Here is a 25753-nt window from a genome sequence, read left to right as displayed (position 1 = left end):
CCTTGCTCTCTAATGCGTATGAAGTGAATTCGGAGGGTTGCCGCGCCCGGGTGTTGTATGGCGTTATCGGTCTGGCAACACGAAACAGGCCTGGAGCAGCCTTAAGGAAAAAAGCCATCAGGACGGGCGCTTCATCTGGCAGCTGGTCGGGGTGCTGGCCACATAGGGCTCGTAGTACTTCACCGGCGCGAAGGTATAGCCGGTGTTCTCGGCGTCATACGGGAATTTGCCGCCCGCCTTCTGCCACTTGTTGATGTACAGGCCCTGCTGCAGCTGATGGTCGGACTTGCGCATTTCCACCTCGCCGTTGAAGCTCTTGAGCTTCATGCCTTCCAGCGCGGCCGCCACCTTGACGGGATCGGTGGAGCCGGTCTTCACAAAAGCCGCATCGAGCAAGGCAAACACGTGGTAGATGGAGCTTTGCGTCAGGTCGTCGTTGAACTTTTTCTTGAATTCATTCATGGAGGCCTGAATCGGCGCACCCATGTTGTAGTGGCCGTAACCCACCACGTAGACCTTGCCATCGGACGCTGCCCCCATGGCCGTGGGAGCACCGGCACCAAAAGCGTAATAGGTATAGAACTTGACGTTGTTCAGGCCCGCATCGTTGGCGGCCTTGAGCAGCAGGGACAGATCCGAGCCCCAGTTGCCGGTGATCACCGTGTCGGCGCCGGATTGCTTGATCTTGGCGATATAGGGTGCGAAGTCGCGCACCTGGGCCAGCGGCGAGAAGTCATCGCCCACGATTTGTACATCGGGGCGTTTTTTCTTGAGCAGGTCCTTGGCGTACTTGGAGACCTGCTGGCCGTGACCGTAGTTCTGGTTGATCAGATAGACCTTTTTGACATCGGCCTCGTCCTTCATGAAGGTGGTCAGTGCTTCCATCTTCATGGAGGTATCGGCATCCAAGCGGAAGTGCCAGTAGCTGCACTTGCTGTTGGTCAGGTCCGGATCCACCGCCGCGTAATTCATGAAAAGCATTTCCTTGCCCTTGTTGCGGTTGTTGTGCTTTTCCAGCGCATCCATGATGGCTAGCGCCGGGCCCGAGCCGTTACCCTGCGCCACATAGCGCGCGCCCTGATCCATGGCCGAGCGCAGCGCGGCCGTGGTTTCCTGCGGGCTGAGCTTGTTGTCGAGTGCAATGATTTCAAACTTCACGCCAGAGCTGTTCTTGCGATTGAAATCCTCGGCCAGCAATTGAAAGGTCTTGAGCTGATTCGTACCTACCGCGGCCATCAGACCCGAGAGCGGGTCAATCCAGCCGATCTTCACCACCTCGCCTTTCTGAGCCCAGGCGCTGCCGGCACAGACGGTCATGGTGGCTACGGCGAGCGTACGCATCATCAAATTCATCACTTGTCCCCTTTCAAAGGCTTTGGTCTTGGCACTGACTTCAATCTAACGTCAAGCCGACAATTCGCCGCTGGGGTATGCCTTAGAAACTATCGCGCAAGTGACTAGAAAGCAGTCACCGGACACTTAGGCGACACAAGCACACAACTTCATCGCACTTGCCGGCAAAAGTTCCAGGTTTAAACACAAATACGCAAAGCACCGGGCACAAAAAAGGGGGCCTGCGCCCCCAAAGAGAAAACGATGCCGTCCGCCCTCAGGAGGGGCGCTTCATCTGGCAGCTGGTGGGCGTGCTGGCCACATAGGGCTCGAAGTACTTCACAGGGACAAAGGTATAGCCCGTGTTCTCCGAATCCGTGGGGTATTTGCCGCCGGCTTTCTCCCAGCGGGAGATGTACAGGCCTTGCTGCAGCTGGTGGTCGCTCTTGCGCATTTCCACGTCGCCGTTGTAGTTCTGGAACTTCATGCCTTCCATGGTTGCGGCCACCTTCACCGGATCGGTGCTCTTGGCCTTGGCGAAAGCCTGATCGAGCATGTTCAGCCCGGTATAGACGGTGCCGGTATACATGTCCTCGTTGACCTTGGCCTTGAAGCCCTTGACGATCTTGTCCATCACTCCGGGCATGTTCAGGTGGCCGTAGCCGACCATATAGACCTTGCCCGCTGCCGCCGCGCCCATGGCCGTGGGCGCGCCCGTGGCAATGGCGTAGTAGGTGTAGAACTTGACGTTGTTCAGGCCTGCATCGTTGGCGGCCTTGATGAGCAGGGCCAGGTCCGAGCCCCAGTTGCCGGTGATCACCGTGTCGGCCCCCGACTGCTTGATCTTGGCGACATAGGGTGCAAAGTCACGTACCTGGGCCAGGGGCGAGAAGTCATCGCCCACGATTTCCACATCGGGGCGCTTTTTCTTGAGCATGTCCTTGGCGTACTTGGACACCTGCTGACCGTGCGCGTAGTTCTGGTTGATCAGGTAGACCTTTTTGATCTCGGGCATGTCCTTCATGTACGTGGTCAGCGCTTCCATCTTCATGGAGGTGTCGGCATCCAGGCGGAAATGCCAGTAGCTGCACTTGCTGTTGGTGAGGTCGGGGTCCACCGCCGCGTAATTTAGGTAGACCACTTCCTTGCCCTTGTTGCGGGCGTTGTGCTTTTCCAGCGCATCCATGATGGCCAGCGCCGGGCCGGAGCCATTGCCCTGGAACACATAGCGGGCGCCCTGGTCCATGGCCGAGCGCAGAGCCGCCGTGGTTTCCTGGGGGCTGAGCTTGTTGTCTATGCCGATGATCTCGAACTTCACGCCCGAAGCACTGTTTTTGTTGATTTCCTCAGCGGCGTACTGCAAGCTTTTGAGCTGGTTGGAACCCAGCGCGGCCATCAGACCGGACAGCGGGTCCAGCCAGGCCACTTTGATGGTCTCACCCTTTTGGGCCATGGCCGATCCGGCACACGCCAGGATCACCGATGCCGCCACAGCCTTGATTGCAAACTTCATGAAGCGCCTCCGTTGGTGGTTTTCGAGCGAGGCCCAGACTAAAGGCCAATCCCGGATTCACCGATCGGTGAATGCCCTAGCGGCAATCACCTTGGCGACTTCACAAACAGAAAATGCAAAGCTATCAAAAAAGAAGCTGCATGTGCTTATTGGATATTCATTTCAGCCCTGTTTCATTTAAAAACAAACGCATTGCCATGCACTGAGCCCACGCAACGACAACGAGCGATCAGGGCAGTTCAACGCGAGCCAAACATCTGCGCGCAGCGCAAAAAACAAACGGCCACCACCGCAAGGTGATGGCCGCATCGTCAAGCCGCTCTGGATCAGGCCGTGGGCAGCTTGTAATCCTTGAGCTGTTCGCGCAACTTGGTCTTGAGCATCTTGCCCGTGGCTCCTAAGGGAATCGCATCCACAAACACCACATCGTCGGGGATCTGCCATTTGGCCGTCTTGCCCTCGAAGAATTTGAGCAGTTCTTCGCGGCTCACTTCAGCCCCCGGCTTTTTGGCCACGGCCACAATCGGGCGCTCGTCCCACTTGGGGTGGGGCACGCCTATGCAGGCCGCCATGGCCACCGCCGGATGGGCCATGGCAATATTCTCTATGTCGATGGAGCTGATCCACTCGCCACCGGACTTGACCACATCCTTGCTGCGGTCCGTGATCTGCATGAAGCCATCGGCATCAATCGTGGCCACATCGCCCGTGGGAAACCAGCCATCGACCAGGGGATTGCCTTCGCCCTTGTAGTAGCTGTCGATGATCCAGGGCCCTCGCACCAGCAAATCGCCATAGGCCTTGCCGTCCCAGGGCTGCTCCTTGCCTTCGTCGTTGACGATCTTCATCTCCACGCCATAGATCGCACGCCCCTGCTTTTGCAAAATCTTCATCTGCTCATCCTTGGGCAGGCTCAGATGCTTGTTCTTCAAGGTGCACAGCGTGCCCAGCGGGCTCATTTCCGTCATGCCCCAGGCATGCAGCACGCTGACGCCATAGTCATCCTGAAATGCCGAAATCATGGCCGGAGGGCAGGCCGAACCCCCAATCACCGTGCGGTTGAGCTTGGAAAAACGCAGGCCGCCCGGCTTCATATGGCTCAGCAGCATCTGCCATACCGTGGGCACGCCGGCGGCAAAAGTCACGCCTTCGGCTTCTATCAGCTCGTACACCGATTTGCCGTCGAGCGCCAGGCCAGGAAACACCAGCTTGCAGCCCGTAAGCGCGGCCGAATAGGGAATGCCCCAGGCGTTGACGTGGAACATGGGCACCACGGGCAGCACGGAATCGCGGGCCGAGAGATTCATCACATCGGGCAGCGCCGCCGCATAGGCATGCAAGGTACTGGAGCGGTGGCTGTACAGCGCAGCCTTGGGATTGCCCGTGGTGCCGCTGGTGTAGCACATGCTGCAAGCCGTGTTCTCGTCAAGCAACGGCCAGTTGTATTGATCGCTTTGGCCGCCAATCCATGCCTCGTAGCTGATCAGACCCGGAATGCCGCTATCGGCCGGCAGCTTGTCGGCATCGCACAGCGCCACCCATTGCCTGACCTGAGGGCACTTGGCATGCACGGCCTGAATCAGGGGCAGAAAGCTCAGGTCAAAGCACAGGGCCTTGTCTTCGGCATGGTTGACGATCCAGGCAATCTGCTCGGGGTGCAGACGCGGGTTGATGGTGTGCAGCACCCGGCCCGAACCGCTGACGCCAAAATACATCTCCATATGGCGGTAGCCGTTCCAGGCCAGGCTGGCCACGCGTTCGCCCTGGGCCAGGCCCATGCCGTCCAGCGTATTGGCCAGCTGGCGGGCACGCCCGGCCAGATCCTTGTAGGTATAGCGATGAATATCGCCCTCCACACGCCGGGAGACGATTTCGCCGTCTCCATGGTTGCGCGCGGCAAACTCGATCAGGGACGAAATCAGCAGCGGCTGGCTTTGCATCAGACCCAACATTGGCATGTCTCCAAGAAATCGTTGAATTATTGGCAGCGGCACATCCTACCGTGGGCGCTGCCAGCTGCATCTGCGGACTGTCACCAATGTGCGCCCCGGGCGACCTTGCAAGAGACGACTCCCTCTGAAATTCCTCAGCCCGTACAACGGGACCCCCGTGGAAACACCAGGACAGCTCAAGCACCTCACGGCATGCCATTGCAGACCATGAGGCTGAGCCCGGCGCGCGACAATCCAGCCATGAGCATGCAGCCCCGTTCCACCCCGTCCTTCGCTCCGCAATGGTCGCAGCCAGATTCTCTGTCCGGCCGTTTTGAAGCGCTTGGCAGCGCATTTTTCACCTATCTGCAACCCACCCCTCTGCCCAGCCCGCACTGGATAGCCACCAGCGCCAGCACGGCCGAGTGGATGCAGCTGTCGCCCCAATGGCTGACCAGCGACGAAGCGCTGCAGGTGCTGGCGGGCAACGCCGTGGCACAAGGCAGCCGCCCCCTGGCCAGCGTGTACAGCGGCCACCAGTTTGGCGTGTGGGCCGGGCAGTTGGGCGACGGTCGCGCCATCTTGCTGGGCGAAACCGAAGCCGGCGTTGAAGTCCAGCTCAAGGGCGCAGGCCGCACGCCTTACTCGCGCATGGGTGACGGCCGGGCCGTGCTGCGTTCCTCGATTCGGGAATTTCTCTGCAGCGAAGCCATGGCTGCCCTGGGCATTCCCACCACGCGTGCGCTGGCGCTGATAGGTTCGCCCCAGCCGATTGCCCGCGAGACCATGGAGAGCGCCGCCGTCGTCACCCGCGTGGCCGCGAGCTTTGTGCGCTTTGGCCACTTCGAGCACTTTGCCGCCCGCGACATGCAGGCCGAACTCAAGGCCTTGGCCGATCTGGTGATCGACCGTCATTACCCCGAATGCCGCACAGCCACCACGCTGGCGGGCAATGCCTATGCCAATTTTCTGCAGGCCGTGAGCGAGCGCACCGCGCGCCTGCTGGCCCAGTGGCAGGCCGTGGGCTTTTGCCATGGGGTGATGAACACCGACAATATGAGTGTTCTGGGCCTGACGATTGACTATGGCCCCTTCCAATTCCTCGATGCCTTTGACCCCGGCCATATCTGCAACCACAGCGATAACCAGGGCCGCTACGCCTTCAATCGCCAGCCGCAGGTGGCTTACTGGAATCTGTACTGCCTGGGCCAGGCCTTGCTGCCGCTGATCGGCGATGAAGAGCTGACGATTGCAGCGCTGGAGTCGTACAAAAGCGTCTTTCCCGCCGCCTACGCCACGCAAATGCTGCGCAAGCTGGGCCTACCCGAAGATGAAGCGGGCACGCCGGCGGCCGAAGGCAGGTTTGCCCTGCTGGTCAACCCCCTGCTGCAGCTGCTGGCCGACAACCGGGTGGACTACACCATCTTTTTTAGCCGCCTGACCGAGGCCGTGCAGCAGGCTGCTTCTGGCAGTGCTTTGGACTTCGAACCGAACTTCGAACCTTTGCGCGACATCATTCTGGATCGCGCCGGCTTCGACGCCTGGTCGCTCTTGTATTCAGAGCACCTGACGAAGACAGATAAAGCGCAAGCGGCCGATTTGATGCAAAAATCCAATCCACGCTTTGTGCTGCGCAACCACCTGGGCGAGACCGTGATCCGCGCCGCCCAAGGCGGTGATTTTTCCCCTGTGCAGCAAATGCTGGTCGTGCTCCAATCGCCTTATGCGCCCCATCCCGATCATGCAGACTGGGCTGGCTTCCCGCCCGACTGGGCTTCCTCCATTGAAATCAGCTGTTCCTCATGAGCTTTCCTGTACAGAAATCCGATCAAGAGTGGCAAGACCTGTTGCGGGACAAGGGGGCCGAGCCTGCGGCCTTCCAGGTCACCCGCCACGCGGCCACCGAGCGCCCCTTCACCGGCAAGTACGAGCAGTTCTGGGCTGACGGCAGCTACCACTGCGTTTGCTGCGGTGCCAAGCTGTTTGACTCGCACACCAAGTTTGACGCGGGCTGCGGCTGGCCCAGCTTTGACCAGGCGCTGCCCGGCGCCATCACCAACATCGTGGACCGTACCCACGGCATGGTGCGTACCGAGACCGTGTGCAGCGGCTGCGGCGCACACCTGGGCCATGTCTTTCCCGACGGCCCTACCGACACCGGCCTGCGCTACTGCATGAACTCCGCCTCGCTGGATTTTCAGAACCCCGAGACTAAAAAAAATGGAGCTGAAAGCGCTTGATCCATCAGCGCTTTCAGCGGACTCTCTTCTGAGCCGACACCTTGACAGCTGCATCAGCTTTGATAGCAGTTCCCGTCCGTTGCACAAGGCTTTGAAGCCGTACGGATCGCTGCCTTGGTGCATGATGCAAGATTGAAGCGATACCTCCGGTGCCCTAGCGGCCCGCTCGCCCCGCAGAACTACTTAAACTTTCGCGCATGAAGCTGCTGCTCGACTTTTTCCCCATCATCCTGTTTTTCGTGGCTTTCAAGGTCTGGGGCATTTACACCGCCACAGCCGTTGCCATCGTCGCCACCGTGGCGCAGATTGCCTATCTGCGCTTCAAGAACGGCAAGGTCGAACCCATGCAATGGGTGAGCCTGGGCGTCATCGTGCTGTTTGGCGGTGCCACCTTGCTGGCCCACGACGACAACTTCATCAAATGGAAGCCCACGGTGCTGTACTGGCTCATGGGCGGCGCACTGCTGATCGGCCAACTGGTGTTCAGGAAGAACCTGCTGCGCTCCGTCATGGGTGCGCAGCTCCAACTGCCCGATGCCATCTGGCTCAAGCTCAACTGGGCCTGGTCGGCGTTTTTTGCCGCCATGGGCACGCTCAATATCTGGATTGCCTACAACTTCGATACCGATACCTGGGTCAACTTCAAGCTGTTTGGCGGCATGGGACTGATGCTGGTGTTTGTGATTGCCCAGGCCATTTACATGAGCCGCTACCTGCCCCAGGAATCGGCCGACACCAAGGACAAGCAACCATGAGCGCACCACCCCTGCCCGACATCACCGCCCAGAACATGGCCGCCGCACTGCAGCAGCGTCTGTCGCCCACGCAACTGGAAGTGATCGATGAAAGCTACCAGCACGCAGGCCATGCCGGCGCCAACGACAGCGGCGTGGGCACGCATTTTCGCGTGCGCATTGCAGCGGCTGCGTTTGATGGCAAAAGCCGCGTTGCACGCCATCGCCTTGTGTATGATGCACTGCAAGACTTCATTGACCAGGGTGTTCATGCCATCGCCATTGAAGTTCTCTGAGAACGTACTACCGTTATGACCGCAGGCTCCGTTTCACGGAGCCTGTTGCGTATTGGAAGAAACTTTATTCACTTTTCTCAATCAAGATTCGAATGAGCATGAATCAAAAGAAATTGGCCCGCATCGTGGCCGCCGCTGTTCTGGGCGCTGCCGCCCTGTCCGCTTCGGCCCAGAACGTGGCCATCGTCAACGGCAAGGCGGTGCCCGTGGCCCGCGTGAGCGCCTTGAAGGCCCAGATCGAAGCCAGCGGCCAGCCCGTGACGCCCGAAATGGACAAGATGATCAAGGACGAAGTCATCGCCCGCGAAATCTTCATGCAGGAAGCCAACCGCCGCGGTCTGGCGGCTTCGGATGCCTACAAGCAGCAAATGGAAATGGCCCGCCAGACGATACTGATCCGCGCCCTGTTTGAAGACTTCCAGAAAAACAATGCCGTGACCGACGCCGAAGCCAAGGCCGAGTACGACAAGTTCGTGGCTGCCAACAGCGGCAAGGAACTCAAGGCCAGCCACATCCTGGTGGAGTCCGAAGACCGCGCCAAGGCCATCATTGCCGAAGTCAAGGCCGGCAAGAAGTTTGAAGACATCGCCAAGAAAGAATCCAAGGACCCCGGATCGGGTGCTCGCGGCGGCGATCTGGACTGGGCCAACCCCAACAACTACGTGCCCGAGTTCACCGAAGCCCTGGTCAAGCTGAAAAAGGGTGAAATGACTCCAGCGCCCGTCAAGAGCCAATTTGGCTGGCACATCATCCGCCTCGATGACGAACGTCAGGCCGAGCTGCCCAAGTTTGAAGACGTCAAGCCACAGATCAGCCAGCAGCTGCAACAGCAAAAGCTGCAGCAATTCCAGGACGATCTGCGCAAAAAGGCAAAAATCCAGTAACATGGATTCACATCAGCGCTGAAAAGCACTGGTCAGACCATCACCACAGCCCGCCTCGCGCGGGCTTTTTTTTGCCTGCCTGCACCCTGTTTCACCCCTGATTTTGTGAACAAATGCAAACAGGGCTTGCGTTGGATGCTCCTGCTTTTATCAGCGCTGTCGCCGCCTCAAGGCCCTGACTCGGGCTCGTCCGCTTCAGCCTCGTTTGATTTCCCTGGCTCCCTGGTCGGGGTTTTGACCGCCGGCAGACGCGGCCGGCATGCAGGGGCGGAGGATTCTGACCCGGAATTGCCCTTGGAAACTGCGGGTGTTTGAGCAGGTACTTTGGCCGCCATATCTGCCAAGGCAGCGGCGGCCGATGGCGTCACTTTCTCAGCCTGTACAGCGGCAGGCGGTGCTTGCTCTTCAGGGCACAAAGGCAGTTGCGCCTCTTGCCGCGACTGCTTAGCGCTCCTGGTTTCTTTAGCCTCGGGTCGCACCACGCTGGTTGCGGATTGGTCGGCGAGCTGACCGGCCGACTGGGCCAGCGGCGGTGCCGAAGAAGGCTCCGGCGATGCAGGCATGGGAGCGGTCATGCGGCTACGCGCGGCATCTGCTCGGGGCGCTGCTGCCGGTGGAGCATTTTCCGCACTCAAAGCCGCTCCGGCCGCCGGATTGGTGGACTCTTCAGTTGCTGCCCTGGCCGGCTCATGCACAGCCGTACCCGAGCCAAATCCGTCAGCTTCCCGCTTGCCTCCGTCATCCCAGCCCGCCATATGCTGCAACACCAGCCAGCCGACCAGGCCTATGGCGGCCACGCTCGCCACCGCCTGGCGCAGCCAGAACCTATCGTTGGCGGCAGCTTTGACCGAGGTTTGAGAGGCGGTACTGGCGCCTTGCTCGCCACGGCTGCCGGCCCGCCCTGCCCCAGCCCTGGCATGGGCCAGAATGCGCTCGCTGCTTTGTGCACTGGGGCCGACATCGCCCTGCACGGCATCCAGATAGATATCGCGCAGCGCATCGTGCCGGGGGCCGGTTGACGAATTCTCGGTTTTCGGGCTCATGCCAGTTCCTCCAGCGCCTTGCGCAATTTGGCGCGCGCATAGCGCAAGCGGCTCTTGGCCGTTTCTTCGCTCACGCCCGTGGCGCTGGCGATCTCGGCCAGCGACATATCGGCCTCCACCTGCAGCAAGAAGCACTCGCGCTGCTCGGCTGGCAGGCTTGCCAGCGCATCGAGCAAGGCCTGGGCCATGAGCTGGCGACTCAGACGGTGATCCGGCTCAAAGCCCGAAGCGGCAAACAGGCTCTCGGCCAAGCGCTGGGACTCCTCGCTATCGGCCGACAGACTCAGACCCGGCTTTTTCCGGCGCCAATGGTCCACCAGCTTGTGATGGGCCATGGTGAAGAGCCAGGTGGTGAATTTGCTACGAACTTCATAGCTTCCAGCGCAATCCACAAGCGCGAACCACAAGTCCTGACTCAAATCCTCGGCCAGCGCCGCATCGCCGGTGTTGCGATAAAAATAGCGCCATAGCCGCAGACTGTGTCTGCGGTACAGGGGCACAAATGCCGCTGCCTCGCCAGCGGCATAGGCGCGCATCAGTTCCTCGTCGGCAATCGTTGATTGGGGGGGCGGCAATTCGGCCATGCCGCGATTATGCAAATACCGCCGCCCCCAACCCCACCCTCATGCCGGGCAGGCTCCGTCAATAGCGGGGAGGATCGGGCACATAAGCGTCATCGCCGGGAAAAGCGCGCGGCGTGCGGGGCAACACGGGCTGAGGCCGAGGCTGGGGAATCACGCCCTTGGCCACCAGATTGGCATAGCTGTCGTAGCGTATGCGCACCAGCTGTTCGGGCCGGCTGTAGGCACTTTCAAACTCGGTGCTGCCCGCATAAGAGTTCTCCACCGCTCCATGACCCGTGCCCAGCGAAGGAGCGGGAGCTGCAGCACGGGGAGCACGTTTTTCGGCCGCTGAGCTGCGGGCCGAGCCGCTGGCCGAGGCTTCGGGAGCAGCGGCATCAGCGGCCATAGGCGCTTCTGCCGCCGCAGAGGATTGCTGGCTGTCCTCGGCCTGACGCGAGCTGCGGCGAGGATTTTCATAAACGATTTCGGGTGGTTTCTCGCTGAACAGTGCCACGCCTATCACTCCCACGTCGCCGGGGCGACCTGTGCGGCTGGCGTAAGACATATCGCTTTGCGAAAAATAAAATGCGGCGACCTGATCCTGGCTCTTGCGCCAGCCCAGGATGTCGGCCTGCTCGCCAGCGTCGAACACATAGCCGTCCTGAGCGCGGGAGACTGCCGTCTTGCCGGTGAGCACATTGACGCCATCGACGCTGATCACGCCCAGCACGCGACCGCCCGTGCGGTTGCGCACGCGCACGGCGTAGTTGGCACCCGGGCGACCCGCAACCCATAGCTCGCCACCTTGGCGATACACGGGCAGCACACGGCCGCTGGCGCGTTCCACAATGCTGATGTCGGCCAGCGAGCGGGTCTGGGCATGGCTTGTGCCTGCGGTCCCGAACGCCGCCATGGCCGCAGCGGCGCAGGCGGCGCGCAACAAGCTGGCGCGCGAGAGTGGCAAAGGCGAAAGACTGAAGCGCATCGAAGAGGTCTGCATGGTGGTTGGCTCCTGGGTTGATGTCCATGACATCTGCTCAAACGCACCAGCCGCCGCAACGGGGTTAAATCCAGACCTCTGCAATTGCAAGCATTTGCAACTGCAGCGTTTGCCGACATGGCCGCCCTTCTCGCTTCTTCTCGCCCCACCCCAACTCACCACCAACCTCATTGCCACTCTTTATGCACGGCAGTCTCGCCCTGGCAGCCCATGGCAGGACACAGAGCCTGCGCAGCAACTCTGGCAAAATTGCCTGCGTTGCTGCAGATCCACGGGTCTGCAGCACACACGCTAGGGGTGTCCCGGTGGCATCAGCGCCGGGGCTGAGAGAGTCCCTTTGAACCTGACTGCGCAGGCAGGGTCTTCAAGACCCAAGCCTGCCCGAGATCATCCTCGCGCAGGGAAGCTGTTCACGGTATCCAAGGCCAGGCACTTGCCATGCAAGAGCGCCACGCGCCTGCACCGGCCACGGCCCCTGCTTCGTTTTACTGGCGGAGCATTCATGAATTCATCTACTTCCACCCCTGGCAACGAGGCCCTGGCGCCCGTGGCCGAACACCAGCGCGTGTTCCTGTGGCGCGACCACGCCTCGCTGTGGTTCAGTCTGGGCGTAGGCCTTTTGGTCATGCAGATGGGCGCCTATCTGCTGCCCGCACTCAGCCCCGCACAAGCGCTGGGTGCCATCGTCCTGGGCTCCTGCGTGGGCGCGGGCCTGCTGGGCTGGGTGGCCAAACTGGGCTGCGACAGCGGTCTGGCCAGTGCCGGGCTGATGCACAGCGTCTACGGCCGCCGCTTTGCGCAGTTGCCCATTGTGCTGAACATCGTGCAGCTGCTGGGCTGGGGCACGTTCGAGCTGGTGATAATGCGCGATGCCACGCTGGCCCTGGGCCGCCAGAGCGGGGGCATGGCGGCCAGCTACTGGCCTTGGGTGGTCACGCTGCTATGGGGCGGTGTGATCTTGCTGCTCATGAGCGGCTCCATGGTGCAACTGGTGCGCCGCATCATCTCGCGCGTGGCCCTGCCGCTGGTGATTTTGTCTCTGCTGTGGCTGAGCTGGCAGTTTGTGGGCATGGCACAGACCCAAGGCTTTGCCCCGCTGTGGAACCGCGCTGGCGACGGCAGCATGGGCATGCTCTCGGCCGTGGATCTGGTGATTGCCATGCCCATCAGCTGGCTGCCGCTGGTGGCCGACTATGCACGCCATGGCAAGAACGGAAAATCCGCGCTGACCGGCACCTGGACGGGCTTTGCCCTGGCCAATATCTGGTGCTATTCGCTGGGCGTGTTGGTGGCGCTGACCTTGCCCAGCCAGGATCTGGTGACCGCCCTGCTGCTGGCACAAGGCGGGCTGATTGCCCTGTCGCTGGTGCTGATCGACGAGGTGGACAACGCTTATGGCGATGCTTATTCGGCCTCCATGTCGGCCCATAGCGTGCTGCCCCGCTGGAGCATTCGCCGCTGGGGCCTGCTGATTGCCACGGTCTGCACGCTGCTGGCCCTGGTGCTGCCCATGCACAGCCTGGAGCCTTTTCTGCTGATCCTGAGTTCCTGCTTTGTGCCGCTGTTTGGCGTGGTGCTGGGCCGCCTGTCCTTTGGCGCCAACGCCCAGGAGCTGATGCACAAGGCTCCGCCTGTGCGCTGGGACGCCGTCACCCTCTGGCTGCTGGGTATTGCCTGCTACCACCTGATGCCCTATCTGAGCCAGGCCATGGGCTCGGCCCTACCCACACTGATCATCACCTTTGTGCTGGCGGCGCTCACCCGCCAGCGGCAGACGGCTCAGGTGCAAGCCGCTCGCGCATAGGTTTCACTATCAATTAAAGAGCTTTCAGCGCTTACGCATCAAGCGCTGCAAGCTTGTTTCACCTCAAAATCACTTCGCACCTGCCGCCTGCAGCAGTTGCACCACCTCGCGCTGGCCGCGCTGGCGCGCGTGGGCCAAGGCCGTCACGCCCTCCTTGTCCGGCAGATTCAGATCGGCCCCGGCGGCAATCAGCGAGCTGATGATGGCCTGATGGGCGGGCCCGCCATCGGCCAGCACCACGGCTTCCATCAGGCAGGTCCAGCCCAGACGGTTGACGTGATCCACGTTCACACCGGCTGCGATCAAGGCCTGGGCGGTTTCCACATGGCCGCGTTCGCAGGCTGGAATCAGCGCCGTGCCGCCATAGCGGTTCAGGCTTTTGAGATCAGCCCCGTAGGAGAGAGCCATGCGCACAATCTCCAGCCGCCCCTGGGCACCGGCCAGCATATAGGCGCTGTCTTGCTGCTGGTTCTTGAGATTGACATCGGCCCCGTGCAGCAGCAGCGAGCGTGCCACTGCTATATGGTTGCCCGCCGTGGCCCGCAGCAGCGGCGTGCTTCCCTGCGCATCTTGCGCATTCACGGGCGCACCACGCGCCAGCAGATCCCGCACCGCAGCTGCATCCCCTTTGTCGGCCGCGGCCAGCAGCGCTGGACCCAAGGCCTGGTTGCTGCCGTTTTGCCCATCGCCAGCCAAGACCGGTGGCGCCATGGCTTTGGATGCCGTAGCGCTTTGACTGGCCGCCAGCCCCGTAGCCAGCAGTACCGACAGGCCCAGCACAGCAGTGAGGGTGGAACGCATATAAGGCAATGGCATGAAGATTCCTTTCAAGCTGTCAGCTTTCTGCAGGAACTATAGCAACACCCACTGATCTGACGCCAGGTACAACGCATTTTGATACTTTCTTGAAAGGAAACACTGCTCCGTGCTTTGCAATCACCACCGTGCCCCTCGCTGGATAGCCGCTGGCGCCATGGCTTTGGCCGCCCTCACCACCACCTTGGCGCCGGCCGCGGCCCAGGCTCAGGAATTCGTGAGCATCAAAGGCAGTACTGCCAATGTACGTGCCACCCCCAGTACGCGCGCTCCCGTGCGCTGGGAGCTGAGCAAAGGCTATCCGCTGCAGGTCATCAAGCACCAGGGCTCATGGCTGCGGGTCAAGGACAACGAAGCCACGCTGGGCTGGGTCCATCAAGGCATCACCGGCAAAGCCGCACATATGGTGGTCACGGCCCCTACGGCCAATCTGCGGGCCGGCCCAGGCCAGAACCACCGCCGCGTGGCCAGGCTGGAGCAAGGCGATGTGCTGCGCACCCTCAAAAAGCAGGGTGGCTGGGTGCAGGTGCAGCGCAGCAACGGCGCCAGCGGCTGGGTGGCCGGCAATCTGGTCTGGGGCTGGTAACGCCCTCGAGCTAAAAAACCAAGGCCTGCATCTGCAGGCCTTTGGCTTGCTAAGGCCGTTGAGGCTCAAACAATCAGCTGCGCGCGTGGTGCATAGCCATGGTTGAGCGGACCATGGCCGTGGCCGGTGTAGACATCGGCGCCGGCAGCAATCGCGCCCAGAATATAGCGGCGCGCTTCGGTCACGGCCTGCTCCAGAGCCAGGCCCTGGGCCAGGAAGGAGGCAATCGCCGAAGACAGCGTGCAGCCCGTGCCATGGCCGTTATGGGTCGCGATGCGCTGCGATTGCAGGCGCAGATAGTCGCTGGCGGCCTGACCCTGACGGCCCAGCACATCCATGACCAGATCGCCGGGCAGATGGCCGCCCTTGAGCAGCACGGCCGGTGCCCCCATGGCCAGCAGATCGGCCACCGCCGCATCCAGATCGTCGATACCGCCAATGCCCCGGCCCAGCAGCATGGCGGCCTCGTCCAGATTGGGTGTGATGACGCTGGCCAGCGGGAAAATCTCCCTGACCAGCACCTGGGCAGTCTCGGGCGCGATCAGGCGGTCGCCGCTGGTGGCCACCATCACCGGGTCCAGCACCACGTTCTTGATCTGGTGGCGGCGAATGGCATCGGCCACCACGCTCACCACCTCGGGCGTGGCCAGCATGCCGATCTTGACGGCATCCACGCCAATGTCCTGAACCACGGCATCGATCTGGTCACGTACGGTAGCGAGCGGAATGCCGTGAATACCAGTCACGCCCAGCGTGTTTTGCACGGTGATGGCGGTAATTGCCGTCATGCCGTAGCAGCCCAGGGCGCTGCAAGTTTTCAGATCGGCCTGGATGCCGGCACCGCCACCACTGTCCGAACCGGCAATGGAGAGCACGCGCGCATAGCGCTTGCGGCCTGTGGAGGCTTGAGGAGCCGCAGTGGATGGGAAGGTGGATACGGTAGGTTCAGTGTTTGGCGCGGTCATGGGGAAAAATTATCGCCCATGCGCGTGCTCCATGCCCGATGTCGCCGGTTGTGCTTTAATCTGCTCACACGGACGAAACAGGGGTGTCCCACGCGGTCTGCAAACCATTCAAAGTGTTTGCAAACTTGGTGCGGACTGAGAAACACCCTGGGGCCTACACCGGCCCCCTGCACCCGATCCAGGTCATGCTGGCGTGGGGAGTTTCAGAGTCAGCGCGTTCCACATCCGCGTTTTGTCCTGCACATGGTTGCCATGCAGGACTGCCTCATTCCCACCTGCCCCCGCTCCATGTGCGTATCGATTGAAAGAATACGAACCGCACATGTCATTGCTTCAAGCTTCTTCACACGTCGCCATTGTGGGCGGCGGCCTCATGGGCCGGCTGCTGTCCCTGGCGCTGGCTCTGCGCGGCCACCGCATCGATCTGTACGACGCCCACGGCCCCGAAGGCGATGGTGCTGCCGCCCGCGTTGCGGCCGCCATGCTGGCGCCGCTGGCCGAGTCGGCCATTACCGAACCCGGCGTGGTGCGCATGGGCCAACATGCCTTGAAGCGCTGGCCCGAGCTGCTGGCCCGGCTGCAGCAACCGGTGTTCTTTCAGCAAAACGGCACGCTCATCCTCTGGCACCGCCAGGATCAGGCCGATGCAGCCCGCTTTTTTGGCCTGCTGGAGAAAAATCGCCGCATCAACCCCAGCCTGCCGGCCATGGAAGAAAAGACCGGCGCTGCGCTGCAAGACTGCGAACCTGCGCTGCAAAACCGTTTCAGCCAGGCCGTGTACCTGCCCGGCGAAGGACAGCTGGACAATCGCCAGTTGATGGCCGCTCTGCTGCCAACCCTGACCGAGCTGGATGTGAAGCTGCACTGGCATGCGCCGCGCGAGCTGTCGGACTTTGCGCCCGGCACGGCCGGTCAGCCCGATTTTGTCTTTGACTGCCGTGGCCTGGGTGCCCGCTCGCAGTGGAAAGACCTGCGCGGCATACGCGGCGAGGTGGTGCGCATCCACGCGCCAGAGGTGACGCTGCAGCGCCCCACGCGCTTGATTCACCCGCGCTACCCCATCTATATCGCCCCCAAAGAGGACCATCTGTTCGTGATCGGTGCGACCGAGATCGAGTCGGACGATATGTCGCCCGCCAGCGTGCGCTCGACGTTAGAGCTGCTCTCTGCCGCCTACACCGTGCACCCCGGCTTTGCCGAGGGCCGGATTGTGGAGATTGCCACCCAGTGCCGCCCCACCCTGCCCGATAATCTGCCCGCCGTGCGCCTGCTGGCCCCGCGTGTCATGGAAGTCAACGGTCTGTACCGCCACGGCTTCATGATCTCGCCCGCCATGCTGGATGTGGTGCTTGAACTGGTGGACCACAACGATTCACCGCTGGCCCGCGAATTTGAGGTCGCCGTACACCGCAGCTGAACGCCTGTCACACCAGCCCTGACTTTGGTGCACAGCACAAACAACCTGGGCATACACAAGAATTTGAGCCACAAGGCGTAACTTTGCGCCCTGCCTTAGAAAAGAATGCATTGACTCCGATGACCGCCATGAAAATCACCATCAACCAGCATCCCCATGAACTGCCCGCAGCGGCCACCGTGGCCTATGCGCTGGAAAAACTGCAGGCCACACCGCCGTTTGCCGTGGCCGTCAACACCCTTTTTGTGCCCAAGGCCCGCTACGAGGCGCTGGCACTTCATGATGGCGACAAGATGGAAGTCATCTCCCCAGTCACTGGCGGTTGAAAAAAGTTCGCCAGAGTCGCTGCGCTGCAGCGCTTGCCCAGGGCCTCTCACTCAGGCCATGCCTGTGCAGTGGCTTGCAGATCCAAGATAAAGACAAATCATGAATACAAAAACCAACGACGACGCCCTGGTTCTGTACGGCCAGCGTTTTGAAAGCCGATTACTGCTGGGCACTTCGCGTTACCCCTCGCCGGCGATTCTGGAAGCGGCCGTGGCCCGTTCCAAGCCGGCCATGGTCACCGCCTCGCTGCGCCGCCAGGGCAGCAACGCAGCCGAAACCGGTGCCAGCTTCTGGGAGCTGCTGCGCAAACTCAACGTGCCCGTGCTGCCCAACACAGCCGGCTGCATGACGATCCAGGAAGCCGTGACCACGGCCCAGATGGCGCGCGAGGTGTTCGACACCCCCTGGATCAAGCTGGAGCTGATCGGCGACGACTACACGCTGCAGCCCGATACGCTCAATCTGGTCGAAGCAGCCTCCATCCTGATCAAGGACGGTTTCCAGGTTCTGCCCTACACCACCTACGATCTGGTGCTGTGCCAGAAGCTGGTGGACGTGGGCTGCCAGGCCGTCATGCCCTGGGCCGCGCCCATTGGCACGGGCCGTGGCCCTGTCAATCCCTATGCCATGCAGATGCTGCGCGAGCGCCTCAAGGTGCCACTGATTGTGGATGCCGGCCTGGGCCGTCCCTCCCACGCCTGCTCGGTGATGGAATGGGGCTATGACGCCGTGCTGCTCAACACCGCCGTTGCCTTGTCTGAAGACCCCGTGGCCATGGCCGGCGCGTTCTCGGATGCCGTCAATGCCGGTCACGCCGCCTACCGCGCCGGCGCCATGGCCGAGCAGACCGCCGCTCAACCCAGCACGCCGGTGCTGGGCACGCCCTTCTGGCATCAGGAATAAGCATGAACGCCTCCGAAATCAAGGCCATGGCGCAAGGCATCATGGCCCGGCATAGCGAGAGCTTTGGCGCGCGACTGCACCACGATGCCAACTCGGTCGAGCTGACGCCTCAACCCATGCCGGCCGCCCTGCGCCAGGAACCCGCCTACCTGGCGGCTCTGCAAGCCTGCAGCGCGCTGGGCTTTATTGCCGTGGATGCTGAGACATTGGCCCAGGCCTGGCAGCGCCAGGGCGAGCGCAGCGGCCAGTTCGACGCCACGCACTGGCCCGATGATTCGCGCGACTTCGGTCTGTCCGGCGCCGATCCGACCCTGGCCTATGCCAGCTGCCCCCGCGCGCTAGGCCTGTATGGCGTGCTGCCGACTGCCGAATGGGTGGGCCGCATGGCCCGCGCCGGAGTGCCTACGGTACAGCTGCGTTTCAAGTCTGACGACCAGGCCGCCGTGCTGCGCGAAGTGAAAGCCGCCGTTGCAGCCGTGCAGGGCACGGGCGCCTTGCTGTTCATCAACGACCACTGGCAGGCCGCGCTAGAGGCAGGTGCCTACGGCATTCATGTGGGCCAGGAAGACCTGGACATCATTGCCAAGGCCGACCTCGAAACCATTCGCCGCTCGGGCACACGCTTTGGTGTCTCCACCCACGGCTACGCCGAAATGGTGCGTGCCCACGCCGTGCAACCCAGCTATATCGCCCTGGGTGCGGTGTTTCCCACCACACTCAAGAAAATGGCCACGGCTCCGCAAGGCCTGTCGCGCCTGGCCGCCTATGTGCGCCTGATGCAGCAATACCCGCTGGTGGCCATTGGCGGCATTTCGGCCGATCTGTTCCCTGCCGTGCGCGCCACAGGCGTGGGTTCGATCGCCGTGGTGCGGGCGCTGGTCAATGCCCCCGACCCGGAAGCCACGGCACAGCATCTGATGGAGCGCATGCAAGCCACGACCTGAGGCTTCCAACTCCCAAATCAATAGCTGCCGGCGCATATTCCATAAGCGCTAGCAGCTATTTTTTTGTGTAAACCACAAACCATGGCTCGCAAGCCATGCGGATGCCATAAGCTGCACCGCCGTGGCGCTCTCGGCCTGAGCCTGCGGTATCAGACACGCTAGCTCATGAATCGCTCATGAATGCACGCGATATCTGCGGGCTTTTTTCTGGCTTGGAGCACGCATACTGCAGGGCTTACGCATTTTCCGAAGCGACGCAAGCCCTGCTTGCAGCAGGTATGGACGCACAGGTGACAACCCTGAGGCGGACGACCCCATCACAGCCGGTCCCACACGCGACAATGGGCCGGTATTCAGTCACACATAAGACAGGCCATGGACGACCCGATTCTTACTATCGAAGAACGTGAAGCGATCAACTCAGGTCGCTGGTTTTCTTCCCTCTCACCTTCGCTGCGTCACGACATTCTTCGATGCGCCTACGTCAAACGATACAAAGATGGCTCGCTCATCTGCGCACGCGGCGAACCGCCGGAGGAATGGATCGCCTGCGCCAAGGGCGCGGTGCGGGTCAGCTCCACCTCCATCACGGGCAAGCAGATCACGCTGACCTATGTGGAGCCGGGTATCTGGTTTGGCGATGTGGCAATTCTGGATGGCGACAAGCGCACGCACGATGCATATGCACATGGCGAGACCACGCTGCTGTGCGTCTCCAAGCCCGACTTCAAGCGCATTCTGGCGCTGCATGTGGAGTTCTCCGAAGCCATTTTGCGCCTCAATGCTCGCCGCGTACGCCAGCTCTACGGCCTGGTGGAAGATCTCAACACCTTGCCGCTGCGTGCACGCCTGGCCAAGCAATTGCTGCACCTGACTCGCAGCTATGGCGTGACCAGTCTCTCGGACAGCAGCGAGGTGCGCATCGGTCTGCATCTGGCACAGGAAGAGCTGGCACAGCTGCTGGGCGCCTCACGCCAGCGCGTGAACCAGGAACTCAAATCCATGGAACGCGAGGAAGTGATTCGCATCGAGCCGGGCGGTCTGGTGGTGCGCGATCGCGATACCTTGCTGCGCATTGCCGACACGGACAACTGAAATCTTCACCACACCTGCCGTCCGGCAGGCAGCGCCGCAGTCTCACAGCACCGATCTGTGGCGCATCCCTCTTTTCTCTCTCTGACTTGAGCAGCCGGCACCGCCGCTGCACCAAGTCTGTCACCGGCCAGGCGCAGCTGCTCTTTATCGCAGCTCCGCGCCGTCCTCTTTTTCCAAGCAGCCTTCCCGGCGCCCGCTTTGCCAGCGGCCGCGGCTGCCGCATGGCCGAACCACTTCAAAAAACACAGGACTGAATGCCCATGAGCACTTTTGATCATTTTGTCGGCACCCGCCCAGTCACCGAGCAACATACTTTCGATACGGCGGCACTGAGCACCTGGCTGAGCCAGCATGTGGAGGGCTTTGAAGGGCCGCTGCAGGTGGAGATGTTCAATGGCGGGCAATCCAACCCCACCTACAAGCTGATCACGCCCGGCAAGAACTATGTGATGCGCGCCAAGCCGGGCCCCGTCGCCAAGCTGCTGCCCTCGGCCCATGCCATAGAGCGCGAGTACCGGGTAATGAAAGGCCTGGCGGACAGCGATGTGCCCGTGCCCCATATGTATGCGCTGTGCGAGGACGAAGCCATCATCGGCCGCGCCTTCTACATCATGGAGTTCATGCAGGGCCGCGTGCTCTGGGATCAGTCTCTGCCCGGCATGACGCCTGCCGAACGCGCTGCGATCTATGACGAAATGAACCGCGTGATTGCGGCACTGCACAGCGTGAAATTTGCCGAACGCGGCCTAGCCGACTACGGCAAGAGCGGCAATTACTTCGAGCGCCAGATCGGGCGCTGGAGCAAGCAGTATGTGGCCTCCGTCACCCAGCCCATCCCCGAGATGGACAAACTCATGCAATGGCTGCCGGCCCACATGCCTGCCAGCGCCAAGGACGAGAGCCAAGTCTCCATCGTTCACGGCGACTACCGCCTGGACAACCTGATGTTCCACCCTACCGAGCCACGCGTGATTGCCGTACTCGACTGGGAGCTGTCGACCTTGGGCCACCCGCTGGCCGATTTCAGCTACCACTGCATGAGCTGGCACATCCCCACCGCCCTGGGTCGGGGCATTGCCGGCCTGGATATCGCCGCGCTGGGCATTCCCAGCGAGAAGGAATACATACAGCGCTACTGCCAGCGCGCTGGCGTGGCCGATGTGGCGGCGCTGCACCAGGACTGGAATTTCTACCTGGCCTACAACATGTTCCGCATTGCCGCCATCTTGCAAGGCATTGCCAAGCGCGTCGAAGCTGGCACGGCCTCCAGCGCCCAGGCCAAGGCTTCGGGCGACACGGCCCGCCCCATGGCCGAGCTGGCCTGGTCATTTGCACAGCGAAGCTGATTTTTTCCACCACCACGCCACTTCAACCTCCAACAACAAAAGGAGCATTCATGGATTTCGACTACTCACCCAAGACCAAGGATTTGCAGCAACGTCTGCTCAAGTTCATGGATGAGCATATCTATACCTCCGAAAAAGACTACTCGGAGGAGCTGGCGGCCAACACGGCGGCGGGCAAGCGCTGGACTGCGCTGCAGACCATTGAAAAGCTCAAACCTAAAGCCCAGGCTGCCGGTTTGTGGAATCTGTTTTTGCCCGTGGACAGTGCCGAAGCCTCGGGCTATCACGGCGCAGGCCTGACCAATCAGGAATACGCACCGCTGGCAGAAATCATGGGCCGTGTGCCATGGGCCTCAGAGGTTTTCAATTGCTCGGCTCCCGACACCGGGAATATGGAAACCATCGCCCGCTACGGCGATGAAGCCAATAAAGAGCGCTGGCTCAAGCCCTTGCTGGAAGGCAAGATCCGCTCGGCCTTCGCCATGACGGAACCCGACGTCGCCTCCAGCGATGCCACCAACATCGGCACACGCATCGAGCGCCAGGGCGACGAATACGTCATCAACGGCCACAAGTGGTGGATTTCCGGCGCCGCCGATCCACGCTGCTCTGTGTTTGTCACCATGGGCAAGACCGACCCTGAAGCGGCCAAGCACTCGCAGCAAAGCATGGTGCTGGTACCGGCAGACGCCAAGGGCATACGCATCGTGCGCCCCTTGAATGTGTTCGGCTACGACGATGCCCCCCATGGCCACGTAGAGATGTATTTCGACAATGTGCGCGTGCCCGTGTCCAACATCCTGCTGGGCGAGGGACGCGGCTTTGAAATTGCCCAAGGTCGCCTCGGCCCAGGTCGCATCCACCACTGCATGCGCCTGATCGGCTTGGCCGAGCGAGCACTGGAGTTGATGTGCAAGCGCGCCTCCTCGCGCACTGCTTTTGGCAAGACCGTGGCCCAGCAGACGGTGACGCAGGAACGCATTGCCGAAGCCCGCTGCAAGATCGACATGGCCCGCCTGCTGACGCTGAAAGCCGCATGGCTGATGGATGTGGCCGGCAACAAGGTCGCCCGTACCGAAATCGCCATGATCAAGGTGGTCGCCCCCAGCATGGCCTGTCAGGTCATCGACTGGGCCATGCAAGTACATGGCGGCGGCGGCATGTGTGACGACTTCCCTCTGGCCTACGCCTATGCGAACGCCCGTACCTTGCGCTTTGCCGACGGCCCCGATGAAGTGCACCGCAACGCCATCGCCAAGTGGGAGCTGGGCAAGTACGGCAGCTACGGCCAGGACGCCCAAGTACCCGTCACGCGCGGCGGCTGACCCCAGCCGCAGGCGGCAGCATCCTGCTGTCCGTCCAGCATACGTAAAAAGCCTGCTACTTTTTCAGTAGCAGGCTTTTTTGTCCGACGCTGCGGCCAAAGCCACATTCATCAAAACCCGGTCTGGTCAAATTCTGCTGGCTTCTTCGCGTGCTCCTATCATGGGCAGGATAGAAACTTCAATTGCGCCGTCCGCCCATGCTCGCAGCCACACTCACTTGCCTCGTCATCGCCATCTCGGACGGCCGCACTCTGACTGCCCGCTGCGGGGACGCAGGGCAGTATGAGGAGATACAGGTAAGACTGCAGGGCCTTGATACGCCTGAGCGCAATCAGCGGTTCGCCAACCGCGCCCGTGAAGCACTCAGCCAACTCGCCTACATGAAGCAAGCCGAGCTGCGCTGCAACGGCAATCAGCATGAAAATCACCGAATCTGCTCCGTCTGGATCAAGCCGGACGAAGCTCCAGGACCCCAGAAGACGCTGGATATAGGGCTGGCATTGCTCACACAGGGTATGGCCAAGTGGAACCAGGCCGATTCTGACGCGCAAAGCCCTCAGGAGCGTGGTCAGTACGCATTTGCCCAAACTGAAGCCAGGGCGCGCAAAGCCGGGCTATGGCGTGAGCATTGCCAGTAGCGCCTGGTTTCCTTGTACGAACATGACACCGCTACCGCAGCACAGCAATGCCCTGAATTCAAGGCTGCCATTTCAGCCCCATCACAGATGGGTATTGACCCTGCAGCCACCGCAGCTAGAGTGATCCTCCCCTAGCGATGAGGAGTTTCTATGCGGAAAATTTTCATGGTTCCGTTTTTGGCTGCAAGCGCCTTGCTTGCCGGATGCGCCTCGCAGCCGCCAGGCCCCTCAGCGATGCGCACGGAAACCTGCAAAGCGACCAACGAGCAGGAAATCGCGGCACTTTTTGACCGTTGGAATCAATCCCTGCAGACGGGCGATGTGCACAAGGTCGTTGCCAACTACGCACCCAAATCGGTCTTGCTGCCCACTATTTCCAATACGCCGCGCCTTGATGCGGCTCAAAAGGAAGACTATTTCAAGCTGTTTCTGCAGAACCAACCCTTCGGGCGCATTGACTCCAGAACCATACAGATAGGCTGCAACACTGCGGTGGATGTGGGGCTGTATACATTTACCTTCGCCAAGACCGGTGCCGTCGTGAAGGCGCGCTACACCTATACCTATCAGTGGGATGGCAAACAGTGGCTCATCACCAGCCACCATTCTTCGGCCATGCCGGAGAAATAAGCGAGCCGCGACAGCTTTGCATTCACAAAAAAATCATGCCTCGGCAAGAGGTCTGGCCCAGCCATACCTCTGCTTCTGCGTCAGAACGATTTGCTCAAAGCCAGCAAGGTCCGGTACTTGCGCAGACTGAATCGACCAACTTTTTGTAGATAGTTCACAGCCTCCTATTTCCGTTCAAATAGGAGTCCATATGAACGCACAACGCTACCCAGAAGAATTCAGGATTGAGGCCGTCAAGCAAATCTTGGAACACGGCCACAGCGCAGCCGACGTCTCACGCCGTTTAGGCGTGAGCACGCATAGTCTGTATAAGTGGATTCGACTGCAGCAAATCCCCGCAGCTCAGCGGCAGGAGCAAGTCAGTCAAAGCGAAGAATTACGCCGTATCAAAGCAGAACTCAAAAGGGTCACCGAGGAGCGTGACATCCTAAAAAAAGCGGCGGCGTACTTCGCTCGCCAGTGCGACTGAAGTACGCCTTCATTGCCAAGCACCAGTTGATTTACAGCGTTGTGCGCATGTGCCGGGTGCTGCAATTGCACCCCAGTGGTTACTACGCTTGGAGGGTTCGGCCGCTCAGTCAACGTGCGGCCGATGACCAGCGTCTATTGGGCCTTCTAAAGCAGGCATGGCTAGAAAGCGGTGGCGTATATGGCTACCGCAAGTTGACATTGGACATGCGTGACTTAGGCGAGACCTGCAGCAGGCACCGGGTAGCAAGACTGCTGCGCTGTGAGGGATTAAAGGCTCAGCGAGGCTACGGACGACGCCCTCGTGTGCGAGGAGGTGCTCCAGCAGTCGTGGCTCCCAACTTACTATCGCAGCAGTTCACCGTGCATGCTCCGAACAAAGTCTGGGTGACTGATATCACCTATATCAGCACTCATGAGGGGTGGCTGTACCTGGCAACGGTAATTGACCTGTTCTCACGCCAAGTTGTTGGCTGGGCAACAGGTAGCCGCATTGATACCCAGCTGCCCTTGGATGCATTGCATATGGCGCTCTGGCGTAGAAGACCATGCAATACCGTGACCGTGCACTCTGACCAAGGCTGCCAATTTACAAGCCATGAATGGCAGCGCTTCCTTGCTAGCCACAACCTGCAATCGAGTATGAGCAGGCGAGGAAACTGTCACGACAACGCAGTTGCTGAAAGTTTTTTTCAGTTGCTTAAGCGGGAGCGCATCCGCAGAAAAACCTATCCTACGAGGCAAGAGGCGCACAGCGATGTCTTCAGCTACATCGAAATGTTCTACAACCCCATTCGCAGACATTCGTCTGCTGATGGTCTGTCTCCAATAGAGTTTGAGAGACGTAATTCCGTGAGGCTGGCAGCTATCTAAAAAAATCTGGTCGATTCAAGGTGAAACGCGCCGAGCAATTCGTCAGCGGAGCCTGGAACCTAACTGTGGTCAGTGGAGAC

At 61.0% G+C, this 25753-nt stretch carries 25 protein-coding genes and 1 riboswitch; of the genes, 17 read left to right on the top strand and 8 right to left on the bottom strand.

The genetic code is table 11. The features are described 5' to 3' along the window. Positions 1-117: 117 nt before the first annotated feature. The 3 genes from EAO39_RS10800 to EAO39_RS10790 form a co-directional block, all read right to left on the bottom strand. Complete coding sequence (locus EAO39_RS10800; RefSeq protein WP_120967388.1) at positions 118-1353, bottom strand: branched-chain amino acid ABC transporter substrate-binding protein; 1236 nt, start codon at positions 1351-1353, stop codon at positions 118-120. Positions 1354-1609: 256 nt separating this feature from the next. Next, the gene (locus EAO39_RS10795; RefSeq protein ID WP_120967387.1) at positions 1610-2845 is read right to left on the bottom strand and encodes a branched-chain amino acid ABC transporter substrate-binding protein; all 1236 of its coding nucleotides are present in this window, start codon (positions 2843-2845) and stop codon (positions 1610-1612) included. A gap of 326 nt (positions 2846-3171) precedes the next feature. Then, positions 3172-4797, bottom strand: coding sequence for a 3-(methylthio)propionyl-CoA ligase (locus EAO39_RS10790; protein ID WP_120967386.1), 1626 nt, complete (start codon positions 4795-4797; stop codon positions 3172-3174). Between the two features lie 246 nt (positions 4798-5043). Between EAO39_RS10790 and EAO39_RS10785 the strand changes: the two genes are divergently transcribed. From EAO39_RS10785 to EAO39_RS10765, 5 genes are all read left to right on the top strand, one after another. Beyond that, complete coding sequence (locus tag EAO39_RS10785; protein ID WP_120970934.1) at positions 5044-6582, top strand: protein adenylyltransferase SelO; 1539 nt, start codon at positions 5044-5046, stop codon at positions 6580-6582. Continuing rightward, entirely contained in the window at positions 6579-7016 is a 438-nt protein-coding gene (msrB, locus tag EAO39_RS10780; protein WP_120967385.1) for a peptide-methionine (R)-S-oxide reductase MsrB, read from the top strand. Before EAO39_RS10785 ends, msrB begins: the two co-directional genes overlap by 4 nt. 197 nt (positions 7017-7213) lie before the next feature. Beyond that, on the top strand, positions 7214-7771 hold the full coding sequence (locus EAO39_RS10775; protein WP_120967384.1) for a septation protein A: 558 nt from the start codon (positions 7214-7216) through the stop codon (positions 7769-7771). Next, positions 7768-8046 carry a BolA family protein gene (locus EAO39_RS10770; protein WP_120967383.1) on the top strand — a complete coding sequence of 93 codons (279 nt, stop codon included), beginning with the start codon at positions 7768-7770 and terminating at the stop codon, positions 8044-8046. The genes EAO39_RS10775 and EAO39_RS10770 overlap by 4 nt, the downstream gene beginning before the upstream one ends. 98 nt (positions 8047-8144) lie before the next feature. Continuing rightward, positions 8145-8930: a peptidylprolyl isomerase gene (locus tag EAO39_RS10765; protein WP_120970932.1), complete on the top strand. Its 786-nt coding sequence runs from the start codon at positions 8145-8147 to the stop codon at positions 8928-8930. Between the two features lie 167 nt (positions 8931-9097). Here EAO39_RS10765 and EAO39_RS10760 read toward each other — a convergent pair whose 3' ends face one another. From EAO39_RS10760 to EAO39_RS10750, 3 genes are read right to left on the bottom strand one after another with little or no spacing between them, the layout of a single operon-like run. After that, the gene (locus EAO39_RS10760) at positions 9098-9973 is read right to left on the bottom strand and encodes a hypothetical protein (protein ID WP_120967382.1); all 876 of its coding nucleotides are present in this window, start codon (positions 9971-9973) and stop codon (positions 9098-9100) included. Continuing rightward, a complete protein-coding gene (locus EAO39_RS10755; protein ID WP_120967381.1) occupies positions 9970-10557 on the bottom strand; it encodes a sigma-70 family RNA polymerase sigma factor in 588 nt (195 codons plus the stop codon). Before EAO39_RS10755 ends, EAO39_RS10760 begins: the two co-directional genes overlap by 4 nt. A gap of 58 nt (positions 10558-10615) precedes the next feature. Next, positions 10616-11536, bottom strand: a complete 921-nt coding sequence (locus EAO39_RS10750; RefSeq protein WP_240466956.1) for a hypothetical protein — start codon at positions 11534-11536, stop codon at positions 10616-10618. 502 nt (positions 11537-12038) lie between these two features. Between EAO39_RS10750 and EAO39_RS10745 the strand changes: the two genes are divergently transcribed. Then, positions 12039-13340, top strand: a complete 1302-nt coding sequence (locus EAO39_RS10745) for a cytosine permease (RefSeq protein WP_120967380.1) — start codon at positions 12039-12041, stop codon at positions 13338-13340. Between the two features lie 69 nt (positions 13341-13409). On the opposite strand, the gene EAO39_RS10740 is transcribed toward EAO39_RS10745, so the two are convergent. Then, positions 13410-14051: an ankyrin repeat domain-containing protein gene (locus EAO39_RS10740; RefSeq protein ID WP_240467095.1), complete on the bottom strand. Its 642-nt coding sequence runs from the start codon at positions 14049-14051 to the stop codon at positions 13410-13412. A gap of 262 nt (positions 14052-14313) precedes the next feature. On the opposite strand from EAO39_RS10740, the gene EAO39_RS10735 reads away from it, so the two are divergent. After that, positions 14314-14742 (top strand): SH3 domain-containing protein, encoded by a 429-nt coding sequence (locus EAO39_RS10735; protein ID WP_120967378.1) that lies wholly within the window; start codon positions 14314-14316, stop codon positions 14740-14742. 65 nt (positions 14743-14807) lie between these two features. Here the strand turns inward: EAO39_RS10735 and thiD are convergent, their stop codons facing one another. Next, positions 14808-15707 carry a bifunctional hydroxymethylpyrimidine kinase/phosphomethylpyrimidine kinase gene (gene thiD / locus EAO39_RS10730; RefSeq protein WP_120967377.1) on the bottom strand — a complete coding sequence of 300 codons (900 nt, stop codon included), beginning with the start codon at positions 15705-15707 and terminating at the stop codon, positions 14808-14810. Between the two features lie 69 nt (positions 15708-15776). Further along, a riboswitch (TPP riboswitch) is annotated at positions 15777-15924 on the top strand. A gap of 105 nt (positions 15925-16029) precedes the next feature. Between thiD and EAO39_RS10725 the strand changes: the two genes are divergently transcribed. The 10 genes from EAO39_RS10725 (at position 16030) to EAO39_RS10680 (ending at position 25673) form a co-directional block, all read left to right on the top strand. Beyond that, positions 16030-17124 (top strand): FAD-dependent oxidoreductase, encoded by a 1095-nt coding sequence (locus EAO39_RS10725; RefSeq protein ID WP_120967376.1) that lies wholly within the window; start codon positions 16030-16032, stop codon positions 17122-17124. A gap of 128 nt (positions 17125-17252) precedes the next feature. After that, positions 17253-17450: a sulfur carrier protein ThiS gene (gene thiS / locus EAO39_RS10720; RefSeq protein ID WP_120970928.1), complete on the top strand. Its 198-nt coding sequence runs from the start codon at positions 17253-17255 to the stop codon at positions 17448-17450. A gap of 100 nt (positions 17451-17550) precedes the next feature. Further along, positions 17551-18354 (top strand): thiazole synthase, encoded by an 804-nt coding sequence (locus EAO39_RS10715; RefSeq protein WP_120967375.1) that lies wholly within the window; start codon positions 17551-17553, stop codon positions 18352-18354. 2 nt (positions 18355-18356) lie between these two features. Then, complete coding sequence (locus EAO39_RS10710; protein WP_120967374.1) at positions 18357-19298, top strand: thiamine phosphate synthase; 942 nt, start codon at positions 18357-18359, stop codon at positions 19296-19298. Positions 19299-19673: 375 nt separating this feature from the next. Next, positions 19674-20393, top strand: coding sequence for a Crp/Fnr family transcriptional regulator (locus tag EAO39_RS10705; RefSeq protein WP_120967373.1), 720 nt, complete (start codon positions 19674-19676; stop codon positions 20391-20393). 260 nt (positions 20394-20653) lie between these two features. Beyond that, positions 20654-21739, top strand: a complete 1086-nt coding sequence (locus EAO39_RS10700; protein WP_120970926.1) for a phosphotransferase — start codon at positions 20654-20656, stop codon at positions 21737-21739. Between the two features lie 50 nt (positions 21740-21789). Next, positions 21790-23064: an acyl-CoA dehydrogenase family protein gene (locus EAO39_RS10695; protein ID WP_120967372.1), complete on the top strand. Its 1275-nt coding sequence runs from the start codon at positions 21790-21792 to the stop codon at positions 23062-23064. A 197-nt stretch (positions 23065-23261) separates the two neighbouring features. Further along, positions 23262-23702: a thermonuclease family protein gene (locus tag EAO39_RS10690; protein WP_120967371.1), complete on the top strand. Its 441-nt coding sequence runs from the start codon at positions 23262-23264 to the stop codon at positions 23700-23702. A 165-nt stretch (positions 23703-23867) separates the two neighbouring features. Next, a complete protein-coding gene (locus EAO39_RS10685; protein ID WP_205589370.1) occupies positions 23868-24332 on the top strand; it encodes a DUF4440 domain-containing protein in 465 nt (154 codons plus the stop codon). A 190-nt stretch (positions 24333-24522) separates the two neighbouring features. Next, positions 24523-25673, top strand: a protein-coding gene (locus tag EAO39_RS10680) for an IS3 family transposase (protein WP_120967072.1) whose coding sequence is annotated in 2 segments (ribosomal slippage) — positions 24523-24772 and positions 24772-25673 — 1152 coding nt in all. Because the reading frame shifts where the segments join, the coding sequence is not laid out codon by codon here. The last annotated feature ends 80 nt before the right edge of the window (positions 25674-25753 follow it).

The sequence above is a fragment of the Comamonas sp. lk genome, from assembly GCF_900564145.1.
Classification (GTDB): domain Bacteria; phylum Pseudomonadota; class Gammaproteobacteria; order Burkholderiales; family Burkholderiaceae_C; genus Comamonas.
Note: the sequence above shows the minus strand (reverse complement) of the source record. Positions and strands in the feature narration are given on the sequence as shown.

Coding starts and splice junctions, on each gene's coding strand:
- thiD (WP_120967377.1), bottom strand. CDS start 15,707: ATGACCGCGCCAAACACTGAACCTACCGTATCCACCTTCCCATCCACT.
- EAO39_RS10735 (WP_120967378.1), top strand. CDS start 14,314: ATGGCTTTGGCCGCCCTCACCACCACCTTGGCGCCGGCCGCGGCCCAG.
- EAO39_RS10710 (WP_120967374.1), top strand. CDS start 18,357: ATGAACGCCTCCGAAATCAAGGCCATGGCGCAAGGCATCATGGCCCGG.
- EAO39_RS10750 (WP_240466956.1), bottom strand. CDS start 11,536: ATGCAGACCTCTTCGATGCGCTTCAGTCTTTCGCCTTTGCCACTCTCG.
- EAO39_RS10715 (WP_120967375.1), top strand. CDS start 17,551: ATGAATACAAAAACCAACGACGACGCCCTGGTTCTGTACGGCCAGCGT.
- EAO39_RS10770 (WP_120967383.1), top strand. CDS start 7,768: ATGAGCGCACCACCCCTGCCCGACATCACCGCCCAGAACATGGCCGCC.
- EAO39_RS10745 (WP_120967380.1), top strand. CDS start 12,039: ATGAATTCATCTACTTCCACCCCTGGCAACGAGGCCCTGGCGCCCGTG.
- EAO39_RS10795 (WP_120967387.1), bottom strand. CDS start 2,845: ATGAAGTTTGCAATCAAGGCTGTGGCGGCATCGGTGATCCTGGCGTGT.
- EAO39_RS10700 (WP_120970926.1), top strand. CDS start 20,654: ATGAGCACTTTTGATCATTTTGTCGGCACCCGCCCAGTCACCGAGCAA.
- EAO39_RS10725 (WP_120967376.1), top strand. CDS start 16,030: ATGTCATTGCTTCAAGCTTCTTCACACGTCGCCATTGTGGGCGGCGGC.
- EAO39_RS10685 (WP_205589370.1), top strand. CDS start 23,868: ATGGTTCCGTTTTTGGCTGCAAGCGCCTTGCTTGCCGGATGCGCCTCG.
- EAO39_RS10800 (WP_120967388.1), bottom strand. CDS start 1,353: ATGAATTTGATGATGCGTACGCTCGCCGTAGCCACCATGACCGTCTGT.
- EAO39_RS10760 (WP_120967382.1), bottom strand. CDS start 9,973: ATGAGCCCGAAAACCGAGAATTCGTCAACCGGCCCCCGGCACGATGCG.
- EAO39_RS10765 (WP_120970932.1), top strand. CDS start 8,145: ATGAATCAAAAGAAATTGGCCCGCATCGTGGCCGCCGCTGTTCTGGGC.
- msrB (WP_120967385.1), top strand. CDS start 6,579: ATGAGCTTTCCTGTACAGAAATCCGATCAAGAGTGGCAAGACCTGTTG.
- EAO39_RS10790 (WP_120967386.1), bottom strand. CDS start 4,797: ATGTTGGGTCTGATGCAAAGCCAGCCGCTGCTGATTTCGTCCCTGATC.
- EAO39_RS10785 (WP_120970934.1), top strand. CDS start 5,044: ATGCAGCCCCGTTCCACCCCGTCCTTCGCTCCGCAATGGTCGCAGCCA.
- EAO39_RS10705 (WP_120967373.1), top strand. CDS start 19,674: ATGGACGACCCGATTCTTACTATCGAAGAACGTGAAGCGATCAACTCA.
- EAO39_RS10695 (WP_120967372.1), top strand. CDS start 21,790: ATGGATTTCGACTACTCACCCAAGACCAAGGATTTGCAGCAACGTCTG.
- EAO39_RS10690 (WP_120967371.1), top strand. CDS start 23,262: ATGCTCGCAGCCACACTCACTTGCCTCGTCATCGCCATCTCGGACGGC.
- thiS (WP_120970928.1), top strand. CDS start 17,253: ATGAAAATCACCATCAACCAGCATCCCCATGAACTGCCCGCAGCGGCC.
- EAO39_RS10775 (WP_120967384.1), top strand. CDS start 7,214: ATGAAGCTGCTGCTCGACTTTTTCCCCATCATCCTGTTTTTCGTGGCT.
- EAO39_RS10740 (WP_240467095.1), bottom strand. CDS start 14,051: ATGGCGCCACCGGTCTTGGCTGGCGATGGGCAAAACGGCAGCAACCAG.
- EAO39_RS10755 (WP_120967381.1), bottom strand. CDS start 10,557: ATGGCCGAATTGCCGCCCCCCCAATCAACGATTGCCGACGAGGAACTG.